This is a genomic window from Paenibacillus sp. SN-8-1, from assembly GCF_050995535.1.
Classification (GTDB): domain Bacteria; phylum Bacillota; class Bacilli; order Paenibacillales; family Paenibacillaceae; genus Fontibacillus.
Genome location: NZ_CP194782.1, coordinates 3,856,414 through 3,874,510, shown reverse-complemented (window position 1 = coordinate 3,874,510; position 18,097 = coordinate 3,856,414). Strand labels below are relative to the sequence as shown.

15 protein-coding genes and 1 pseudogene are annotated in these 18,097 nt (G+C 49.0%); 11 read left to right on the top strand and 5 right to left on the bottom strand.

The genetic code is table 11. The features are described 5' to 3' along the window. The first annotated feature begins 476 nt into the window (after positions 1-476). Both glmS and ACRRNK_RS19025 read left to right on the top strand, forming a co-directional pair. Positions 477-2,309: a glutamine--fructose-6-phosphate transaminase (isomerizing) gene (gene glmS, locus ACRRNK_RS19030; protein WP_433944212.1), complete on the top strand. Its 1,833-nt coding sequence runs from the start codon at positions 477-479 to the stop codon at positions 2,307-2,309. 161 nt (positions 2,310-2,470) lie between these two features. Further along, positions 2,471-2,662 carry a helix-turn-helix domain-containing protein gene (locus ACRRNK_RS19025; protein ID WP_433944211.1) on the top strand — a complete coding sequence of 64 codons (192 nt, stop codon included), beginning with the start codon at positions 2,471-2,473 and terminating at the stop codon, positions 2,660-2,662. Between the two features lie 168 nt (positions 2,663-2,830). Here the strand turns inward: ACRRNK_RS19025 and ACRRNK_RS19020 are convergent, their stop codons facing one another. From ACRRNK_RS19020 to ACRRNK_RS19005, 4 genes are all read right to left on the bottom strand, one after another. Beyond that, entirely contained in the window at positions 2,831-3,367 is a 537-nt protein-coding gene (locus ACRRNK_RS19020) for a phage tail protein (RefSeq protein ID WP_433944210.1), read from the bottom strand. 16 nt (positions 3,368-3,383) lie between these two features. Next, the gene (locus tag ACRRNK_RS19015; protein ID WP_433944209.1) at positions 3,384-3,881 is read right to left on the bottom strand and encodes a phage tail protein; all 498 of its coding nucleotides are present in this window, start codon (positions 3,879-3,881) and stop codon (positions 3,384-3,386) included. Then, positions 3,794-4,309 carry a phage tail protein gene (locus ACRRNK_RS19010; protein WP_433946952.1) on the bottom strand — a complete coding sequence of 172 codons (516 nt, stop codon included), beginning with the start codon at positions 4,307-4,309 and terminating at the stop codon, positions 3,794-3,796. The genes ACRRNK_RS19015 and ACRRNK_RS19010 overlap by 88 nt, the downstream gene beginning before the upstream one ends. Positions 4,310-4,377: 68 nt before the next feature. After that, the gene (locus ACRRNK_RS19005) at positions 4,378-4,773 is read right to left on the bottom strand and encodes a GNAT family N-acetyltransferase (protein ID WP_433944208.1); all 396 of its coding nucleotides are present in this window, start codon (positions 4,771-4,773) and stop codon (positions 4,378-4,380) included. 400 nt (positions 4,774-5,173) lie between these two features. Here ACRRNK_RS19005 and ACRRNK_RS19000 point away from each other — a divergent pair, with 400 nt between their 5' ends. The 9 genes and pseudogenes from ACRRNK_RS19000 (at position 5,174) to ACRRNK_RS18960 (ending at position 17,216) form a co-directional block, all read left to right on the top strand. Continuing rightward, complete coding sequence (locus ACRRNK_RS19000) at positions 5,174-5,734, top strand: S-layer homology domain-containing protein (protein WP_433944207.1); 561 nt, start codon at positions 5,174-5,176, stop codon at positions 5,732-5,734. 342 nt (positions 5,735-6,076) lie between these two features. Next, positions 6,077-6,738: pseudogene (locus ACRRNK_RS18995) on the top strand (IS91 family transposase); the annotation flags it as partial. 348 nt (positions 6,739-7,086) lie between these two features. After that, complete coding sequence (locus ACRRNK_RS18990) at positions 7,087-8,241, top strand: response regulator (RefSeq protein ID WP_433944206.1); 1,155 nt, start codon at positions 7,087-7,089, stop codon at positions 8,239-8,241. Positions 8,242-8,422: 181 nt separating this feature from the next. Next, positions 8,423-9,010: a phage tail protein gene (locus ACRRNK_RS18985; RefSeq protein WP_433944205.1), complete on the top strand. Its 588-nt coding sequence runs from the start codon at positions 8,423-8,425 to the stop codon at positions 9,008-9,010. A 60-nt stretch (positions 9,011-9,070) separates the two neighbouring features. Then, positions 9,071-9,658, top strand: a complete 588-nt coding sequence (locus ACRRNK_RS18980; protein WP_433944204.1) for a phage tail protein — start codon at positions 9,071-9,073, stop codon at positions 9,656-9,658. 52 nt (positions 9,659-9,710) lie between these two features. Beyond that, positions 9,711-10,307, top strand: a complete 597-nt coding sequence (locus tag ACRRNK_RS18975; RefSeq protein WP_433944203.1) for a phage tail protein — start codon at positions 9,711-9,713, stop codon at positions 10,305-10,307. Positions 10,308-10,488: 181 nt separating this feature from the next. Then, entirely contained in the window at positions 10,489-16,161 is a 5,673-nt protein-coding gene (locus ACRRNK_RS18970; RefSeq protein ID WP_433944202.1) for a fibronectin type III domain-containing protein, read from the top strand. 207 nt (positions 16,162-16,368) lie between these two features. Next, positions 16,369-16,761 carry a DUF2500 domain-containing protein gene (locus ACRRNK_RS18965; RefSeq protein ID WP_433944201.1) on the top strand — a complete coding sequence of 131 codons (393 nt, stop codon included), beginning with the start codon at positions 16,369-16,371 and terminating at the stop codon, positions 16,759-16,761. Beyond that, a complete protein-coding gene (locus tag ACRRNK_RS18960; protein WP_433944200.1) occupies positions 16,761-17,216 on the top strand; it encodes a DinB family protein in 456 nt (151 codons plus the stop codon). The genes ACRRNK_RS18965 and ACRRNK_RS18960 overlap by 1 nt, the downstream gene beginning before the upstream one ends. 277 nt (positions 17,217-17,493) lie before the next feature. On the opposite strand, the gene ACRRNK_RS18955 is transcribed toward ACRRNK_RS18960, so the two are convergent. Continuing rightward, positions 17,494-18,039, bottom strand: a complete 546-nt coding sequence (locus tag ACRRNK_RS18955; RefSeq protein WP_433944199.1) for a TetR/AcrR family transcriptional regulator — start codon at positions 18,037-18,039, stop codon at positions 17,494-17,496. Positions 18,040-18,097: the final 58 nt, after the last annotated feature.

Genomic DNA, 18,097 nt, shown 5'->3' with positions numbered 1-18,097 from the left:
CCAGGTTAATAAGCGCCAGAGCTTCGGATTCGCGCGGGAAGGATGACCGTAATTAGGGTATACGGTATCCACGGCAATCGAAGCTGACGAGGTGGAGGTGTTCGAAATGTTCGGCGGGGGCCTCCCGGTAATCGCATCTAACCGTAAGTCGGATAAGCAAAAGGCATGGGCGACCATACTAACAAACTTACCGACCGATGCTACAGATCTTAGAGATGGAACTAATGGCAAGATGATTCGCACGCTTAGCTTTAGTTCATATCGTGTTCGATATAATTCTATGAATGTACGAAAGTGATTGCGGTTGATTTGTAGTAGTGGGGTTAGAATGTACATTCATGAAAATATTTGACCTTATCAGAAAATTTTCATTATAAAATAAAATACATCTGACTCCAGACTACTGCGTAGTCTTCCGCTTCTTTCGTCCTTTCATCCCAAAATTGATGAGATAACGAAACGGAGGATTTTATAAAATGTGTGGTATTGTCGGATATATCGGGAAAAGAGATACACAGTCAGTTCTGATCGAGGGTTTGAAGAAGCTTGAGTACCGCGGGTATGACTCTGCTGGGATTGCTGTATTCACACCGCAAGGTCTGCAGATCAGCAAATCGATTGGTCGCTTGGCTAATTTGGAGTCCAAGCTTGAAGGTGCGCCGCTAGTTGGTTCCGCGGGCATTGGTCATACACGGTGGGCAACTCACGGTAAGCCTTCTGATGTTAACTCCCATCCTCACACAGATAACAGTGAGAAGTTCTCCGTTGTTCATAACGGGATTGTAGAGAACTACCTGGAGCTGAAAGAGGAATTGATCAGTCAAGGACATGTGTTTGTGTCGGAGACAGATACTGAGGTTATCTCTCACCTGGTTGCTCGTGAATATGATGGTGATATCGTTAAAGCTGTTCAAAAAGCGATTAGCTACATGCGCGGAGCATTCGCACTTGGTGTGTTAACTGAGTATGAGCCACATAAACTGGTAGCTGTTCGTCAGGCTAGCCCGCTTATTATCGGTCTTGGCGAAGGAGAGAACTTTATCGGTTCTGATATCCCGGCTATTCTCGAATATACTCGAAATGTCTATATCCTTAACGATGGTGAAATGGCGATTCTGACACAGGATTCTGTCGAATTGATGACCATTGAAGGGAACTTTATTTCTCGGGAAATGATTCATGTCGATTGGGATGCTGTTACAGCGGAAAAAGGCGGCTTTGATCATTTCATGCTGAAAGAAATTCATGAACAGCCTAAAGCTTACCGTGATACGATCCGTGGACGTGTTGACGAGTCCGGCCGTAAAGTAGTGCTGAAGGATTTCAAATTGACATCAGAACGTATCCAACAGATTCAGAACGTTCATATCGTTGCCTGCGGAACGGCTTACCATGCCGGTCTGGTTGGTGGAACAGTGATTGAACAACTGGTTCGCATTCCTGTATATAATGATGTTGCATCCGAGTATCGCTATCGTTCACCATTGATTACTCCTGACACTTTGGTTATCGTAGTAAGTCAATCCGGTGAAACTGCAGATACACTCGCTGCACTTCGTGAAGCGAAGAGCAATGGTGCGCATGTACTTGCAGTAACTAACGTTGTAGGCAGCTCCATTGCCCGTGACGCTGATGATGTGCTTGTAACACTGGCTGGACCTGAGATCGCTGTAGCTTCGACTAAAGCGTACTCTTCACAGCTGATCGCGTTCTATCTGCTTGGCTTGTACCTTGCACAAGTTCGCGGCACGAAATCGGAAGATGAGGTTGCTCACATGATCTCTGCGATCCAGGCACTGCCTGAGCAAGTAGAAAGCATGCTTGAGAACTCTGATGCGATCAAAGCTTATGCAGAGCAAATTTCTCATAACCAGCACTTGTTCTTCATCGGACGTGGCCTGGATTATGCCGTTGCTCAAGAAGGTTCACTGAAGCTGAAAGAAATCTCTTATATTCATTCCGAGGCTTATGCTGCAGGTGAATTGAAGCACGGAACACTTGCCCTGATTGAAGAGGGGATTCCGGTTATTGCCTTGGCAACTCAAGACTCTGTCCTTGAGAAAACAGTAAGCAACATCAAGGAAGTGAAAGCTCGCGGTGCTGACGTAATGGTAATTACGCACGAAGAGCATGTTGCCAACCTTCTGAAATCCGTGGATCAAGCTTTCGCGATTCCTAAGACACTGCCTCTGTTCACACCGGCTCTGTCTGTAGTACCTCTGCAATTGTTGTCCTATTATGCTTCACTGGCCCTTGGTCATGATGTGGATAAACCACGTAACTTGGCGAAGAGTGTAACTGTAGAGTAAGGTAGTTGGTAAAAGAGCAACTTTTTGTTCGGTGACATTAAAGTTGGTGTACGGACATTAATGTTAGTGTCTCATTGATGTCTTGAAGCCAATAAATATCACATAGAAGTGGTCCCGATGATACTAATCATTCGGGACCATTTTTATAAAGGCAGGGAATTTTGGATTCCATCGGTGCAAGGATAAAGTACATCAGAAAACTTCATGAACTAAATCAAGTATCATTTGCTCAGGCAATCGGTATTTCACAAGGAACTCTAAGTGAATTGGAAAGTAATAAGTTCTCTCCTTCTGTAGAAACACTCATACAGCTTCATCAAAAGTTTGAGGTGGATTACATTGGCTTCTATTAGGGAAGTAAAATAGACAGGATATTCGGAGTGTGCTGTGAAAAAAAAGATTAGACTGAAAAATAAAGTATAAGATCGTGAAAATAAAGTTGTAGACTGGCAGTCGGCATGGGCTGAGATCGGCTTGCGCTTTATTCTGCAGCTTGCGTCCTGTGATGTCGTTCCCCCTCGTTAACCCCGGGAAAGGAACTCGCCCTGCAAGCAAATAATAAAGGTTTGCGCGATAAACGGCTGCATATTGTTATGCGGCTGCGAGCCGCCTGCCACGTTGAGTGCTACGGGAGACATCTGAACATTGGGCGTCGGATCGTAAATGGGCAGCGGGTCCGAATAAGGGTCCGGCTTCGGGTTCTGCGCCCATACCATATTGGCTGCCTCGTTCGTCGAGCCATCGGAAGCCAACGCCTGAGGAACGTGCGTATGGCTTGGAATTTCGGTCGTCAACAGGGTAACCGTCTGACTGCCTGCCTGTTCTCCCACGGTACGCGGAGTAAGTCCTTGTCCAGCGCCTTGATTCATGCACGCGCTGCCCATCAAATTAGGCAAAGCGAATGTGCTTTTGCCGTCGCCGCCGTATTGTACGCCGAGGATCGAGAAGAGGGCCGTATTTTGGGTAATGGGCATCAGCTGTCCATTACCCAAAATACAGCCCTTCGGGGCAAAATTGCCTGCGATAACGCGAATTTCTCCGATATATGCATCTGCCATGTCAAAGCCTCCTTATTTAATTTCTGCTTGGAAAAATACCTTGAATCGCAATAGCGTAGTTCAGACACTGGTATGGCTGCATGTTATTGTGGGGCTGCCTGCCGCCGGACACTCCGATTGCGCTTGAGCTCATTTGAACCATCGTTGCTGGAGGGTTGTAGGCGTTATCGAACACGGCCCAGGAATTGCCTGTAGGCGATCCGGTGCTTGCAGGGTTGGACGAAGCCGAGACTTGATGGGTATGCTGCGGCATTTCGTTCACGGTGAGCGTGTGCGCCGCCTCCCCTTGGCTTGTTCCGAGCGGAATCGTCTGGCTGACGTGAATCGGCACGCGTCCGCGGTAATCCGGCAGCGCGAAGGTTGTTACGCCGTCGCCGCCGTAAACCGCGCCGAGCAGTGAGTACAGCGTTTGGTTCTGATTAATGTTCAGGATTTGCCCCTCGCAGAACATCCAGCCTTTTGGCGCATAATTATTGGCGAAAAGCCGAACTTCTCCAACAAACGGTTCAGACATCGGAAGACCTCCTCGAAATAGTTTGCAGTAGGCTGATTGCCGCCGACCGGCGCCAGGGAATTAGTGTTCATGCCCACAAGGCCGGTGCCGGCTTCTGCGTAGTTGGTCATATAAGTTTGAGCCCATACCGCGTTGGCCGGTTCGCTGCTCTCTCCAAGAGCAGTATTGGCGTTGGCCGTATGGGTGTGCGCAGGGAGCTGTTGAGACGTAAGCGTAACCGTCTCCGTTCCGGCTTTGCTGCCTCTTGTGATGGTGGAATTTGGGTGCACGGCGACTCGGCCTTGCAGATCGGGAAGCCCGAACGTCGTCTGGCCGTCGCCACCGTACGTGGTGCCGAGCAAAGCGAACAGCGCCTCATTCTCCGCAATACTTAGGACCTGCCCGTTGCAGAGCGCCCAGCCCTGAGGAGCAAAGTTTCCTGCAAACATACGAATTTCGCCCAAATAGGACTCGCTCATCAATAGTCACCTCTTGAATGTATTTATGGGAGAGCCCGCTAACTGGCCGGTGCGGGGCTCCATACCATCTGAATATGCAAGCTGCCGCTGTCATTCCGTATGAACCCTGTGCGTTCATACAGCCGCAAAGCCGGATTGTCCGGCAACACGCTGAGGTGAATCGACATTGAGGCATTTTCAGCGTCGGCCTGCAGTTTTCTAATGAAAGCGGTTCCGAAACCTTGTCTTCGATAAGCGGGGAGCACGGCGATGTCTACCAAAGTCAGCTTCCCGTCCGACCTGTCTACCAGCGCTTGTCCCACCTTCTCCTCCCGGTGATGTAGAATGAGCTGTTCGGCAGCGGGATACTGGAGCGAGTAGGAGCGTTGTCTGGCCGCCCACTGCATGCTCAGAAACTGCTGCTGCATGATTTCGTCCCAGCCCCAACTCTGCATTTCCTTCGAACGCGTACCGGCATAGAGCAGGTAGAGAAATGGTGCATCTGATTCCAGTGCAGGGGATGTGTGAATCATTCGCTCTCCTTTCGAGAAAGTAATTACTAGATTTTACAAAGAATATCCTTTAGAATCATAGCACAGAATTCGCCATAAATCTGCATTATAATGTAATATTTTCCTGATTTCTATATTGACATTAATACTATTTAACTAATGCAAATGTCAACTTTTTGGGTAAAGTGGAATATTTCTTTGTTATTTGGTTCAAATGAACTGCAATATAACCGATAAATAGTTGGGAGTGAATAAGTCCGGCAGGCAGCATGAAAGCGTAGTTATTCAATATGAAAAAGGGATATTTTGATGAAAGAGCGATATTATGCAATTTTTTAAGCTTTTGAGAGTAATAGTGGTCTGTGCGGTACTTATAACTTCAGTCGGGCTGGAAGTATTCGTGCCGCCGGCGAGAGCTGCGACGGCTACCTGGACGGGGCCGATAACTAATTTGCCGCATTATGGTAGTGGCAGCTGGTATAGAGCCGGGTATGGCACCCTGAATGGTACACAACAATGGGTCGCCATGCAACAGCTTGGCGGGAAAACCGGAATCTCGCAGGACGGGGTTAACTGGCAAAGTGTGACTACTACGGCTTCTACCTGCACATATATGAGAAGCATCGTGTATACGCGCGAGCAGGCTATGGTGATCATCGCCAAAGCGATGGAGCTCACGAAGCTGAAAGACGGACTCCCTGCTCAGGATGCAGAGACACTTCTCCAGCCTTACGCAGATGCGGTTTATGCATCCGATTGGGCGATCAGCAGCATTGTGGATAGCATTCAATCCGGTGTTATTACGGGAAGAAGCCAAACGGAGCTTGCACCGAATGCCTATATTACAAGAGCTGAAATCGCTGTGATTATCCAGAAATTGCTGCAGAAATCCGGACTGATTTAAATTTGCGGCAGCATGCATAAGATGCTTTCCTGCTATAAGAAAGTAATAAGCTAAGGTGAAAATAGCTCAAGGTAAACAAAAGGCAGCCGATCAGAGGATCGGCTGCCTTCAGAGTGTCGAGAAAGTCCAGAGGACTTTTCGACACTCTGTTTTTTATATGGGGAGACTCATCTTTTAAAACAAAAATTGATTTAAACCGATCTGAGAGCCCTATTTTTATAAGCTAATAAGACAATTGGAAACCCCCTGCAAAAAACAGGGGGTTTCTCGGCTGCCTTTTTCGACATATCAGAAGGTATAAAATCACTGCCCTATTTCAGAAAAATTTGTTAAGGTAAGCATATGGAGAGCAACATACTGAAGCGGATTTTTCTGGAGAACTGGGATTGGTTTTGTGAGAAGCATGGCGATCGAATCCGTCCTGCGGTATTGAAGGAAGTGACGAAGTTCTTGGGATGCGGGAATCCAAAGAACGGATTTAAGCTTCTGGTATGCGAAGGTTGCCACGATATAAGGAGAGTCCCGTACAGGTGCAAGGGACGGTTTTGTACGACGTGTTCGTGCGGTGAGACGGAAGAGTGGAGTCGTATGATGGCGGAAGATGTTTTTCAAGTCAACCATCGACATATGATTTTCACGATAGATGAAGGACTGCGAGAGATCTTCTTAAGGCATCGCGAGATGCTAAAGGCATTGATGGACGAGGCAGTTCGCGTGGTGCAAGAGCATTTTGAACAAAACATAAAGTGACATCAGGAGTCATTGCTGGCTTACATACGTTTGGATCGAGATTAAATTTTAACCCCCACGTACACATGCTGGTAACGATGGGCGGTATGACGGTGAACGGAGAATGGAAAACGTACGACTACGTTCCGTTTGAGAAGCTGCGAAAAGTGTGGCAGACAGTCGTGCTTAAGTTAATACGACGAACACTATCGGGGGAAGAAAAGCGGAAGGTGCAACCGTTGTTGCAGAAGGCATATCAGAACAATGATAAAGGCAGTAGGGGTACGTGGACACGAATACAAAGTCTCAAATATCCTCCAACGCCAAAAGGACCGTCAGAGTGAACTTCCCTGACGGTTTTTCTTAAAAGACGGAGGAAAAACGGATACCATTGTTGCAAGGATCAAGTATGTCAGAAAACTTCATGAACTAAATCAAATATATAGAAATAAATTTTGTGAATTGTTGTAGGTTGTGGAAGGTTGTAGATTAATCGTGTCGAATTAATATCTCTTACAGACCAAAATTGGTGAAAAGATTGGCGCCGTGTGGATTCAAAATAGGTGTTCTCTTATCTCAGCAGGTGTTTCGGATAAAATGAATTCCTTTGGGGTGATGCAAAAATGCGTACCATGATCATTGATTCCGATGAGTCGGAGCTTGAGCTTTTGGAGACATTGCTTACGGGATACCGGATCTTCGAAATTGTTGAGAAGCAGACCCGGCCTGAGCAAGTGCTGGAAACGGTTCTGAACAAGCAGGTCGAGGTAGTGTTTTTAGAAATACAACTGCCTCTAGTGAACGGCCTCCTTATCGCAGAGTCATTATTGCAAACTGCTGCAGAGATCAAGGTTGTTTTCGTTACTAAGCATAATCATTTAGCGATCGAGGCTTTCGAGATCGGTGTATTAGATTACATTTTAAAACCGCTTGAAGCCAATCGTCTGCACAAGACTGTAAATCGACTGCTCGTCCGTCATGAGGCAGGAAGAGGACCTGGGCGTATCCTGACGTCGGATTTTAAAGAACTATTCTTTTGCTTCGGAAAATTCGAATGGATATCAAATCGGCAATCTATGGCGGCGGTAAGATGGAGAAGATCTAAAGAACGCGAACTGATGGCGCTTTTTCTTCATTACCGGGGACAATTTGTTTCTAAGGAAAGAATCATGGAGGGGCTTTGGCCGGAAACAAGTCCGGAACAAGCGGTAGCGTTCTTGCACTCGTGTGTATACAACATTCGAAAAATGATAAAAGAATGCAACGCCGTTTTGGAATATCACAATAACAGATATCGGTTTGAAATGCAGGAAGCATGGTTTGATGCTGAGGTCTTCGAACAAATGGTCGAAAGCAGCATGCGGATTAATTCTGCGAATGTCAACGTTTATGAGAATATAGCAGATTTATACCGTGGCGATTATTTGGAGCAAGAAGAGTTTGAATGGGCAAGAGAAAAAAGAGAGAACATGAAAAAACAATATATTTTCCTATTAAAGAAATTAGCGGAGTTCTACCTGTCTGAAAACCGGCTGCAGGAAGCGGAACGCTGTCTTCGTAAGGCCTTGCAGAAAAATCCCTATCTCGATGATATGAATGAGCTGTTGCTTAAGGTGTACACGTTACAAGGTGATCGGTACGCAATGATTAGGCATTTTAATGAATTCATAACCTTATTGAATGAAGATTTGGGAATCGCTCCGAAAGAATCTACATTTCAACTTTATCAACAGCTTAGCTTTGGTATTTTCAATGAAGTTGAGAAAATCGGCGAGTAGGGACAGTAGTCAGATATCAAATCGTAAAGAGGGGCCTTAATTCCTGTTTTCGTTTATAGTTTGGTCAGAATTTAGTCAGAGGGGAATGGTATTTTTTGCCTATGCGTTAAGCAGAATTTTTGATAAAATTAGATGATTTCTGATCCGTTGACATTTCATGCAGAAAAAGGAGATGTTTGAGATGGAAGCATTTGTAGGGATGATTATGCCGTGGTCACTGAACTGGGCGCCGGTGAATTGGGTTCCTTGTGATGGCCGGACGTTGATGATTAACCAATACCAAGCTCTATATTCCTTGATTGGCGTCACTTATGGCGGAGATGCAAGGACGACCTTCCAAGTGCCGGATTTGCGCGGACGCGTACCGGTTGGTATGGGGCAGCAACCAGGCGGAGCCAATTATGTTATTGGCACATTTGGCGGGACGGAGACGACTACGTTAACCAACAGCCAACTGCCAGCGCATGCGCATACGTTTTCTGCGACCGCGAATGTAAGTGTTGGAGCGCCTGCAAATGCTAGTGATCCGACGACCAATACGCCGGCAGCCAATACAAGTCTCTCCGTAGGGCAAGATTCAACGGGGGGAGAAGCTAACATTTACAATACGGCGGCTCCTACGATGATGACGGCAACGATGAACACAACCGCATCCATTAGCGGGACTACAGGAGTAGCGGGAACCGGACTACCGTTTAGCAACGTGCAGCCCTACCAAGTTATTAATTACATCATCTGTGTGAATGGATTGTATCCTCAGCGGCCTTGATGACGTTTAGTATTGAGCAATTCTGGGAGATTAACAGATCTGAAAAGGGGGATGTTTGATATGGAAGCGTTTGTAGGGATGATTATGCCGTGGTCACTAAACTGGGCGCCAGTGAATTGGCTTCCTTGTGATGGCCGGACGTTGAACATTATGCAATATCAGGCGTTGTATTCTCTGATTGGCGTCACGTATGGCGGGAATGCAACGACAACATTCAATTTACCGGATTTGCGCGGACGCGTACCGGTTGGTATGGGACAGCAGCCTGGCGGAACAAATTATGTGATCGGCACATTTGGCGGGACGGAGACGACCGCGCTAACAACCAACCAGTTGCCAGCGCATAATCATACATTTTCCGGAAGCGCGAATGTAAGTGTTGGAGCGCCTGCAAATGCTAATGCTCCGACGACCAATACGCCGGCAGCCAATACAAGTCTCTCCGTAGGGCAAGATTCAACCGGGGGAGAAGCTAACATTTACAATACGGCGGCTCCTACGATGATGACGGCAACGATGAACACAACCGCATCGGTTAGCGGAACTACGGGAGTGACCGGAACCGGACTGCCGTTTAGCAACGTGCAACCGTACCAGGTTATTAATTACATTATATGTGTGAACGGATTGTATCCTCAGCGGCCTTAATGGGCGGTTATTCCTGTATACAATTATTGCAGCGCATTAATGTTGAAAGGGGATGGGGCAGGTGGAAGCATATACAGGGATGATTATGCCGTGGTCACTGAGCTGGGCGCCAGTGGATTGGCTTCCTTGCGATGGCCGGGAGCTGAACGTCCAGCAATATCTGGCGTTGTACTCTTTGATTGGCAACACCTATGGCGGAACTGCGCCGACGACTTTCAAGTTACCGGATTTGCGCGGACGCGTACCGGTCGGTATGGGGCAGCAGCCTGGCGGAACAAATTATATGATCGGGACAGTTGGCGGGACGGAGACGACTTCGCTAACAAACAGCCAACTGCCAGCGCATGCGCATACGTTTTCTGCGACCGCGAATGTAAGTGTTGGGGCGCCTGCAAATGCTAGTGATCCGACGACCAATACGCCGGCAGCCAATACAAGTCTCTCCGTAGGGCAAGATTCAACCGGGGGAGAAGCTAACATTTACAATACGGCGGCTCCTACGATGATGACGGCAACGATGAACACAACCGCATCCATTAGCGGGACTACTGGAGTAGCGGGAACTGGACTGCCTTTCAACAACGTTCAACCGTACCAGGTCATTAATTACATTATATGTGTGAATGGTTGGTATCCTCCGAAACCTTAGCATCTACGTTGTTTAATCGTACGGTTTCAACTTGTTAGAATAGCAGTTCTGCATATGAAAGGCGCGTAAGTCAGAGAGGCGATTCTAGTAAATGGTCAGGGAGTTTGTTGCGTTATGCAATGGACTCCTTGATCTTGTTTCAGGAGTACTACATTAGAAACTGGCTCAAAGAGGTGGAATAATGGGGAAAAGCAGGTCATCTCTGAAAGGGATGAAATGGATTGCTTGGCTATGTATAGCTATGATTTTTGCCGTTCCTTTACAATCGGTGATTGCACCGCAGCACGTGTATGCTGCGACACCGAGCAATGAAAATTTCGATAGTGCACCAACTGGGTCTGCTGCGGCTTCGATAGATGTGGGGGACTGGACATTTGATGGAGGTAGTACTGACGGGGGCAATAAGCCTAGAGTTCAAATCAGACTGCTAAATCCAAGTACTACTAACAATATTCTATTATTAGGCAATAATAACAGAGGTCAGATCGAATATAGTCGTGTTAAATCCAAAACTGGACCTTTTAAGCTTACATCGTTTAGAGTCATCGAACGGAATGCTACTGCTAATCAATATACAGTGTCGGGATATTTAGAGGGAAACCCGGTAGCGAATGCTGTAAAAATATTCAATCCTACTACGAGCCAATCTTATCCAGTGGATTTCTCTGGCGAACTACCATGGGGAAATATTGATGAGTTTCGAATTAGTGCAAGCACCAAGATTACATTGGAACTGGATGATCTAATGGTAGCTGATCCTGTAGTAGCAGTTACCAACGCGGCAGCGCCAATCATCACGACGCAACCATCGAACCAAACGGTCTACGAGGGCGGAACGGCTAACTTGACGGTAGCGGCAAGCGGCGGAGTAGCGCTGAGCTATCAGTGGTACAGCAACACGACGTCCAGCACGAGTGGAGGTACGCCGATTAGCGGCGCAACGAGCGCGACGTATGCGGCACCGACGGGTACGGCGGGCACGATGTACTACTATGTGATCGTGACGAACACGGATTCAAGTGCAACCGGTCAGACTACGGCAACAGCAACGAGCAATGTAGCGAAGGTGCAAGTGAACGCGTTAACCAACGCGGCAACGCCAAGCATCACGACGCAACCATCGGACCAAACGGTAGATGAGGGAAGCGCAGCCACCTTGACGGTAGCGGCAAGCGGCGGAGTAGCGCTGAGCTACCAGTGGTACAGCAACACGACGCCTAGCACGAGTGGAGGCACGTCGATTAGCGGCGCAACGAGCGCAACATATTCGGCACCGACGGGTACGGCGGGCACGATGTACTACTATGTAATCGTGACGAACACGGATTCAAGTGCAACCGGTCAGACTACGGCAACAGCAACGAGCAATGTAGCGAAAGTGCAAGTGAACGCGTTAACCAACGCGGCAACGCCAAGCATCGACACGCAGCCGTCTGACAAAACGGTCAACGAGGGCGGAACGGCTAACTTGACGGTAGCGGCAAGCGGCGGAGTGGCGCTGAGCTATCAGTGGTACAGCAACACGACACCTAGCACGAGTGGAGGCACGTCGATTAGCGGCGCAACGAGCGCAACATATTCGGCACCGACGGGTACGGTGGGCACGATGTACTACTATGTGATCGTGAAGAACACGGATTCAAGTGCAACCGGTCAGACTACGGCAACAGCAACGAGCAATGTAGCGAAGGTGCAAGTGAATGCCAACGCGGCAACGCCAGTCACCAACTTTGACAGCACAGGCAAAACCATGACAACGGCCAGCTTTAGCTGGAGCGCGGTGAGTGGCGCGACGGGGATTATCATTCAACAATCGCCGACAGGCACCAATACGTGGACAACGTCCACGACAGACTCGATTGCGACAAACGACACAAGCGCAACGGTAACGGGTCTGAACCCTGCGACGGAGTATGACTTCCGCCTTGTGGTGACAGGCGGCAGCAACGCCGGCAACTCGAACGTAGTCAGCGTGACGACGGACGTATCGCCAGTCACCAGTTTTATAAGTACGGGACAGACGAGTACGACGGCCAGCTTTAGCTGGAGCGCGGTAAGCGGTGCAACGGGGATTATCATCCAACAATCGCCGAAAGGCGACAATACGTGGACAACGTCCACGACAGACTCGATTGCGACGAACGACACAAGCGCAACGGTAACGGGTCTGAACCCTGCGACGGAGTATGACTTCCGCCTTGTGGTGACAGGCGGCAGCAACGCCGGCAACTCGAACGTGGAGAGCGTGACGACGGACGCGCCAGTACCTGTGAGCGACTTTGACAGCACAGGCAAAACCATGACAACGGCCAGCTTTAGCTGGAGCGCGGTAAGCGGCGCAACAGCGATCATCATCCAGCAAGCGCCGACAGGCACCAATACGTGGACAACGTCCACGACAGGCACGATTGCGACAAGCGCCACAAGCGCAACGGTAACGGGTCTGAGTCCAGCGACGGAGTATGACTTCCGACTTGTGGTGACAGGCGGCAGCAACGCCGGCAACTCGAACGTAAAGAGCGTGACGACGGACGCGCCGGTACCTGTTAGCGACTTTGAAAGCACAGGCAAAACAATAACAACGGCAAGCTTTGGCTGGAGCGCAGTGAGCGGCGCGACAGAGATCATCATTGAGCAATCGCCGAAAGGCACCAATACGTGGTCAAACGCGACAACGAGCGCCGCAATTGCCACGAATGCCACAAGCGCAACGGTAACGGGTCTGAACCCTGCGACGGAATATGACTTCCGCCTTGTGGTGACAGGCGGCAGCAATGCGGGCAACTCGAACGTAGAGAGCGTGACGACGGACGCGCCAGTACCTGTTAGCGACTTTGACAGCACAGGCAAAACCATGACAACGGCCAGCTTTAGCTGGAGCGCAGTGAGTGGCGCGACAGAGATCATCATTGAGCAATCGCCGAAAGGCGCCAATACGTGGTCAAACGCGACAACGAGCGCCGCAATTGCTACGACGGCCACAAGCGCAACGGTAACGGGACTGAGCCCTGCGACGGAATATGACTTCCGCCTTGTTGTGACGGGTGGCAGCAATGCGGGTACGTCGAACTTAGTGAACGTGATGACGAACGCGCCGGTACCGCTGGGCGATTTTGAAAGCACAGGCAAAACCATGACGACGGCCAGCTTTAGCTGGAGCGCAGTGAACGGCGCGACGGGGATTAGCATCGAGCAATCGCCGAAAGGCGCCAATACGTGGTCAAACGCGACAACGAGCGCCGTAATTGCTACGACGGCCACAAGCGCAACGGTAACAGGTCTGAGTCCGGCGACGGAATATGACTTCCGCCTTGTGGTGACAGGCGGCAGCAACGCCGGCAACTCGAACGTAGAGAGCGTGACGACGGACGCGCCAGTACCTGTTAGCGACTTTGACAGCACAGGCAAAACCATGACAACGGCCAGCTTTAGCTGGAGCGCAGTGAGTGGCGCAACAGCGATCATCATCCAGCAAGCGCCGACAGGCACCAATACGTGGACAAGCGCAACAACGAGCGCCGCAATTGCAACGAATGCCACAAGCGCAACGGTAACGGGTCTGAACCCTGCGACGGAATATGACTTCCGCCTTGTGGTGACAGGCGGCAGCAATGCGGGCAACTCGAACGTAGAGAGCGTGACGACGGACGCGCCAGTACCTGTTAGCGACTTTGATAGCACAGGCAAAACCATGACAACGGCCAGCTTTAGCTGGAGCGCAGTGAGTGGCGCAACAGAGATCATCATTGAGCAATCGCCGAAAGGCGCCAATACGTGGTCAAACGCGACAACGAGCGCCGCAATTGCTACGACGGCCACAAGCGCAACGGTAACGGGACTGAGCCCTGCGACGGAATATGACTTCCGCCTTGTTGTGACGGGTGGCAGCAATGCGGGTACGTCGAACTTAGTGAACGTGATGACGAACGCGCCGGTACCGCTGGGCGATTTTGAAAGCACAGGCAAAACCATGACAACGGCCAGCTTTAGCTGGAGCGCAGTGAGTGGCGCAACAGCGATCATCATCCAGCAAGCGCCGACAGGCACCAATACGTGGACAAGCGCAACAACGAGCGCCGCAATTGCCACGAATGCCACAAGCGCAACGGTAACGGGTCTGAGCCCGGCGACGGAATATGACTTCCGCCTGGTTGTGACGGGTGGCAGCAATGCCGGTGTTTCCAATACGGTCACCGTAGAGACGGATCAGGTGCCTCCGACCTATGCTATTGCGCCAATCGGCAATCAAGTGTTATCGCCATTGACGGTGGGGTATACAACGAAAGAAACGAAGACGATTACCATTACGCGTTCCGGCACAGGAGTGCTTAACCAATTGGGAGTAGCGCTGTCGGGCTCCCATGCCGACGACTTCATCATTACTCAGCCGACTGCTACTGTGCTGGATGAGAATGTGCCGGCCACCACCTTCACCATTCAGGCGAAGAACGGACTGCAGCCGGGAACGTATGTGGTTACGGTAAAAGTAACTGCCGCACAAATGCCGGATGCAACTTTTACAACAACGCAAGTGGTCACATCAACGCAAGTGGTCGTCCCGTCGGTACCTGTCTCGAATCCGCCGACCCCTCCTGCAGCGAACACGAACGTAATCGTGCTTGTGAACGGCAAGGAAGAGAATGCGGGAACCGCAACGAAGGCGACGATCAATAATCAGCAAGTCTTGACGATAACCGTGGATCAAAAAACGCTGGAGAAAAAGATCGAAGCGGAAGGCAAGGGTGCTGTCATCACGATTCCGGTCCAAACGGATGCCGAAGTGGTAGTCGGCGAGTTGAACGGACAAATGATCCAATACATGGAGAACAAGCAGGCTGTATTGGTGATTCAAACGCCAACGGCAACCTATACGCTCCCGGCCGGGGAAATAAATATCAGCGCCTTAGCGGATCAATTCGGCGATAAGATCAATCTTCAAGATATTAAGGTAAAGATCGAGATTGCAGAACCGACGAGTAATATATTGGAAGTCGTGGAGAAGGCTGCGGCCAACGGAGCATTCACGCTTGTCGCTCCGACGTTTAACTTTACGGTTACCGGCAAGTACGGGAATACGTCTATTCCGATCGAGAAGTTCGATGCTTATGTAGAACGGACAATTGCGATTCCGGAAGGCATTGACCCGAACAAAATTACAACGGGCGTTGTCGTGGAGCCGGACGGCAGCGTGCGCCACGTCCCTACGAAAGTCACGAAGCGTGAAGGCATCTACTATGCGGTGATCAATAGCTTGACGAACAGCACCTATTCGGTCGTCTGGCACCCGCTTGAGTTTGCCGATGTGGGGAATCATTGGTCACGGGAAGCGGTCAATGACATGGGATCCCGGATGGTTATCGAAGGAACGGGCGAAGGCCAATTCAGCCCGAACCGTCATATTACCCGCGCCGAGTTTGCTGCCATCATTGTACGCGGGCTGGGTCTGAAGCTGGAAAAAGGACCTGCTCCGTTCTCGGATGTGAAGGCATCCGAATGGTATAACGACGCGATTAATACGGCCTATGCCTATAAGCTGATTAATGGCTACGGAGACGGTACCTTTGGACCGAATGACCAAATCACGCGCGAGCAGGCTATGGTGATCATCGCCAAAGCGATGGAGCTCACGAAGCTGAAAGACGGACTCCCTGCTCAGGATGCAGAGACACTCCTCCAGCCTTACGCAGATGCGGTTTATGCATCCGATTGGGCGATCAGCAGCATTGTGGATAGCATTCAATCCGGTGTTATTACGGGAAGAAGCCAAACGGAGCTTGCACCGGATGCCTATATTACAAGAGCTGAAGTCGCTGTGATTATCCAGAGATTGCTGCAGAAATCCGGACTGATTTAAATTTGCGGCAGTATGCATAAGATGCTTTCCTGCTATGAGAAAGTAATAAGCTAAGGTGAAAATAGCTCAAGGTAAACAAAAGGCAGCCAATCAGAGGATCGGCTGCCTTTTTCGCACTAACGGGCAGGAAAACGCAACTTTACAAGTTGTGGAAGCGTAAAAGGGTTGTGGAAAAGTTTGGATAACCGTTGGTTAAGGAGAGATAACATGAATAGATCCCCTGGTAACGAAAGCTTTTTTGACTTTTTAAAAGAAACGCCTTTATTTTTCAAACTTTTTGGAGGCTTTCTTTTTATCCTTGTAGTCGGAGTATTTATATATGTAATTATTCGCGGTACCTGGACATGGTCGAAAAATAATGCTTCGGATGTTATTACGTGTCCCGCAAAGGTAGTGGATAAAAGAACAAAGGTATGGGGAGGTTCCGGGGACTCCAGTGCTAGTACCTATTACTACGTGACTTTTGAATTAGATAACAGTACGCGTATTGAATTGCAGGTCAGGGGAGACAGATACGGTCTTTTAGTTGTGAACGACCATGGACAACTCACTTATCAAGGCACGCGATTTAAAGAATTCAACAGGAGGGGGAACCCGTAATGAAGACGATCAAACGCATGATGGACCACATGATCTGGGCGGATAAGCGCATCTTGGACGCGGTCGAGCAAAGTGGGACGAAGAACAAGGACCTGCTGAAGCTGGTTCGGCATGTCGCGGTCGCGGAACGAGTCTGGCTGTCCCGATTGCAGGGCAAGGGCAGTGCGCAATATTCGTTGTGGGAGGAAACAGAAGACCTGATGGCGATCCGGACGATGTTCGAAGAAAACGCCGAGCAATATCGCGTCTATATCGAAGGGCTTGAGGAATCTGAGTTGGACGAGATGATCGACTATGCAAGCCAGAGCGGGGTTCCATTCCGAACTTCCGTCCGGGACATCCTGTCGCAGGTCCTCTTACATGGGCAATATCACCGGGGGCAGATCAACCGGGCACTTCGGATCGAATCGGCAGAGCCTGTCCAAGTCGATTACATCACATTCGCGAGGCTCTAATAGTTTGTCCGGTGATAAAGAAGTCGTGAACCTGAAAAAGTGTGGAACCGACAAGTAAAATAATTAATGCAGCTGGAGGGGAGTCCGATAATCGGGCTACCTTTTTTTTGAATCAAAAGTGTACCAGAGCAAAGATAATACCGTCTCTCCGAGGTCTCCTTAATCAACAGTAGAGAAAGCAACAAGACCACTAAAGGATTAAATCCAAAGTGGGCTTGTTCATACCTGTATTGCCGTTAACTATAATTGTGTTTGATATCGCATGTGTAACCCTCTACTATAAATTCCTATCTAACAGAATTCCTACTTGTTCTGCCATAACTTTGGAAGGCTCTGATAATCCATTGTTGATCCATCCTATTATTGTTTCTACGATTGCAGCTCCAAAAAAATTAAGAACTAAATCCTTACTCATGCCTTGATTTATTCCTTCGGCTACGTCAACGTCTAGCTCTAACTCTTCAATGACAAACTCTAGGAATTGACTTCGAAAAGCAGGGGCACCTTTACTGGCTAATAGAGTTGAAAAGAAGGAATAATTGCGTTCAAAGTATTCAAACCACATCAGATTGCCCTCAGCAAAACTTAAATCGGCTGTCGATCTGCACAGCTTCCTCAGTTCGCTAATATGTTCTTCTATAAGTCTTGCCAATAAATCAAACTTATCCATGTAATGATCATAAATGGTTCTTCGGCCTACATTAGCTTTGTCGGATATATCCTGGATAGTAATTTGATCAAAACTCTTTTCGGCCATTAGTCCAATAAAAGCATTCTTTATTGCTTCTTGCGTTTTTAGTATTCTTCTATCTATCTTGGACATTAATTTTACCAGGCTCCCTTATAATTCTCGTACAAATTCAGCAAATTTGTGCAATAAC

Coding starts and splice junctions, on each gene's coding strand:
- glmS (WP_433944212.1), top strand. CDS start 477: ATGTGTGGTATTGTCGGATATATCGGGAAAAGAGATACACAGTCAGTT.
- ACRRNK_RS19020 (WP_433944210.1), bottom strand. CDS start 3,367: ATGGCAGATGCATATATCGGAGAAATTCGCGTTATCGCAGGCAATTTT.
- ACRRNK_RS19015 (WP_433944209.1), bottom strand. CDS start 3,881: ATGTCTGAACCGTTTGTTGGAGAAGTTCGGCTTTTCGCCAATAATTAT.
- ACRRNK_RS19010 (WP_433946952.1), bottom strand. CDS start 4,309: ATGTTTGCAGGAAACTTTGCTCCTCAGGGCTGGGCGCTCTGCAACGGG.
- ACRRNK_RS19005 (WP_433944208.1), bottom strand. CDS start 4,773: ATGCAGAGTTGGGGCTGGGACGAAATCATGCAGCAGCAGTTTCTGAGC.
- ACRRNK_RS18990 (WP_433944206.1), top strand. CDS start 7,087: ATGCGTACCATGATCATTGATTCCGATGAGTCGGAGCTTGAGCTTTTG.
- ACRRNK_RS18985 (WP_433944205.1), top strand. CDS start 8,423: ATGGAAGCATTTGTAGGGATGATTATGCCGTGGTCACTGAACTGGGCG.
- ACRRNK_RS18980 (WP_433944204.1), top strand. CDS start 9,071: ATGGAAGCGTTTGTAGGGATGATTATGCCGTGGTCACTAAACTGGGCG.
- ACRRNK_RS18975 (WP_433944203.1), top strand. CDS start 9,711: ATGGGGCAGGTGGAAGCATATACAGGGATGATTATGCCGTGGTCACTG.
- ACRRNK_RS18970 (WP_433944202.1), top strand. CDS start 10,489: ATGGGGAAAAGCAGGTCATCTCTGAAAGGGATGAAATGGATTGCTTGG.
- ACRRNK_RS18965 (WP_433944201.1), top strand. CDS start 16,369: ATGAATAGATCCCCTGGTAACGAAAGCTTTTTTGACTTTTTAAAAGAA.
- ACRRNK_RS18960 (WP_433944200.1), top strand. CDS start 16,761: ATGAAGACGATCAAACGCATGATGGACCACATGATCTGGGCGGATAAG.
- ACRRNK_RS18955 (WP_433944199.1), bottom strand. CDS start 18,039: ATGTCCAAGATAGATAGAAGAATACTAAAAACGCAAGAAGCAATAAAG.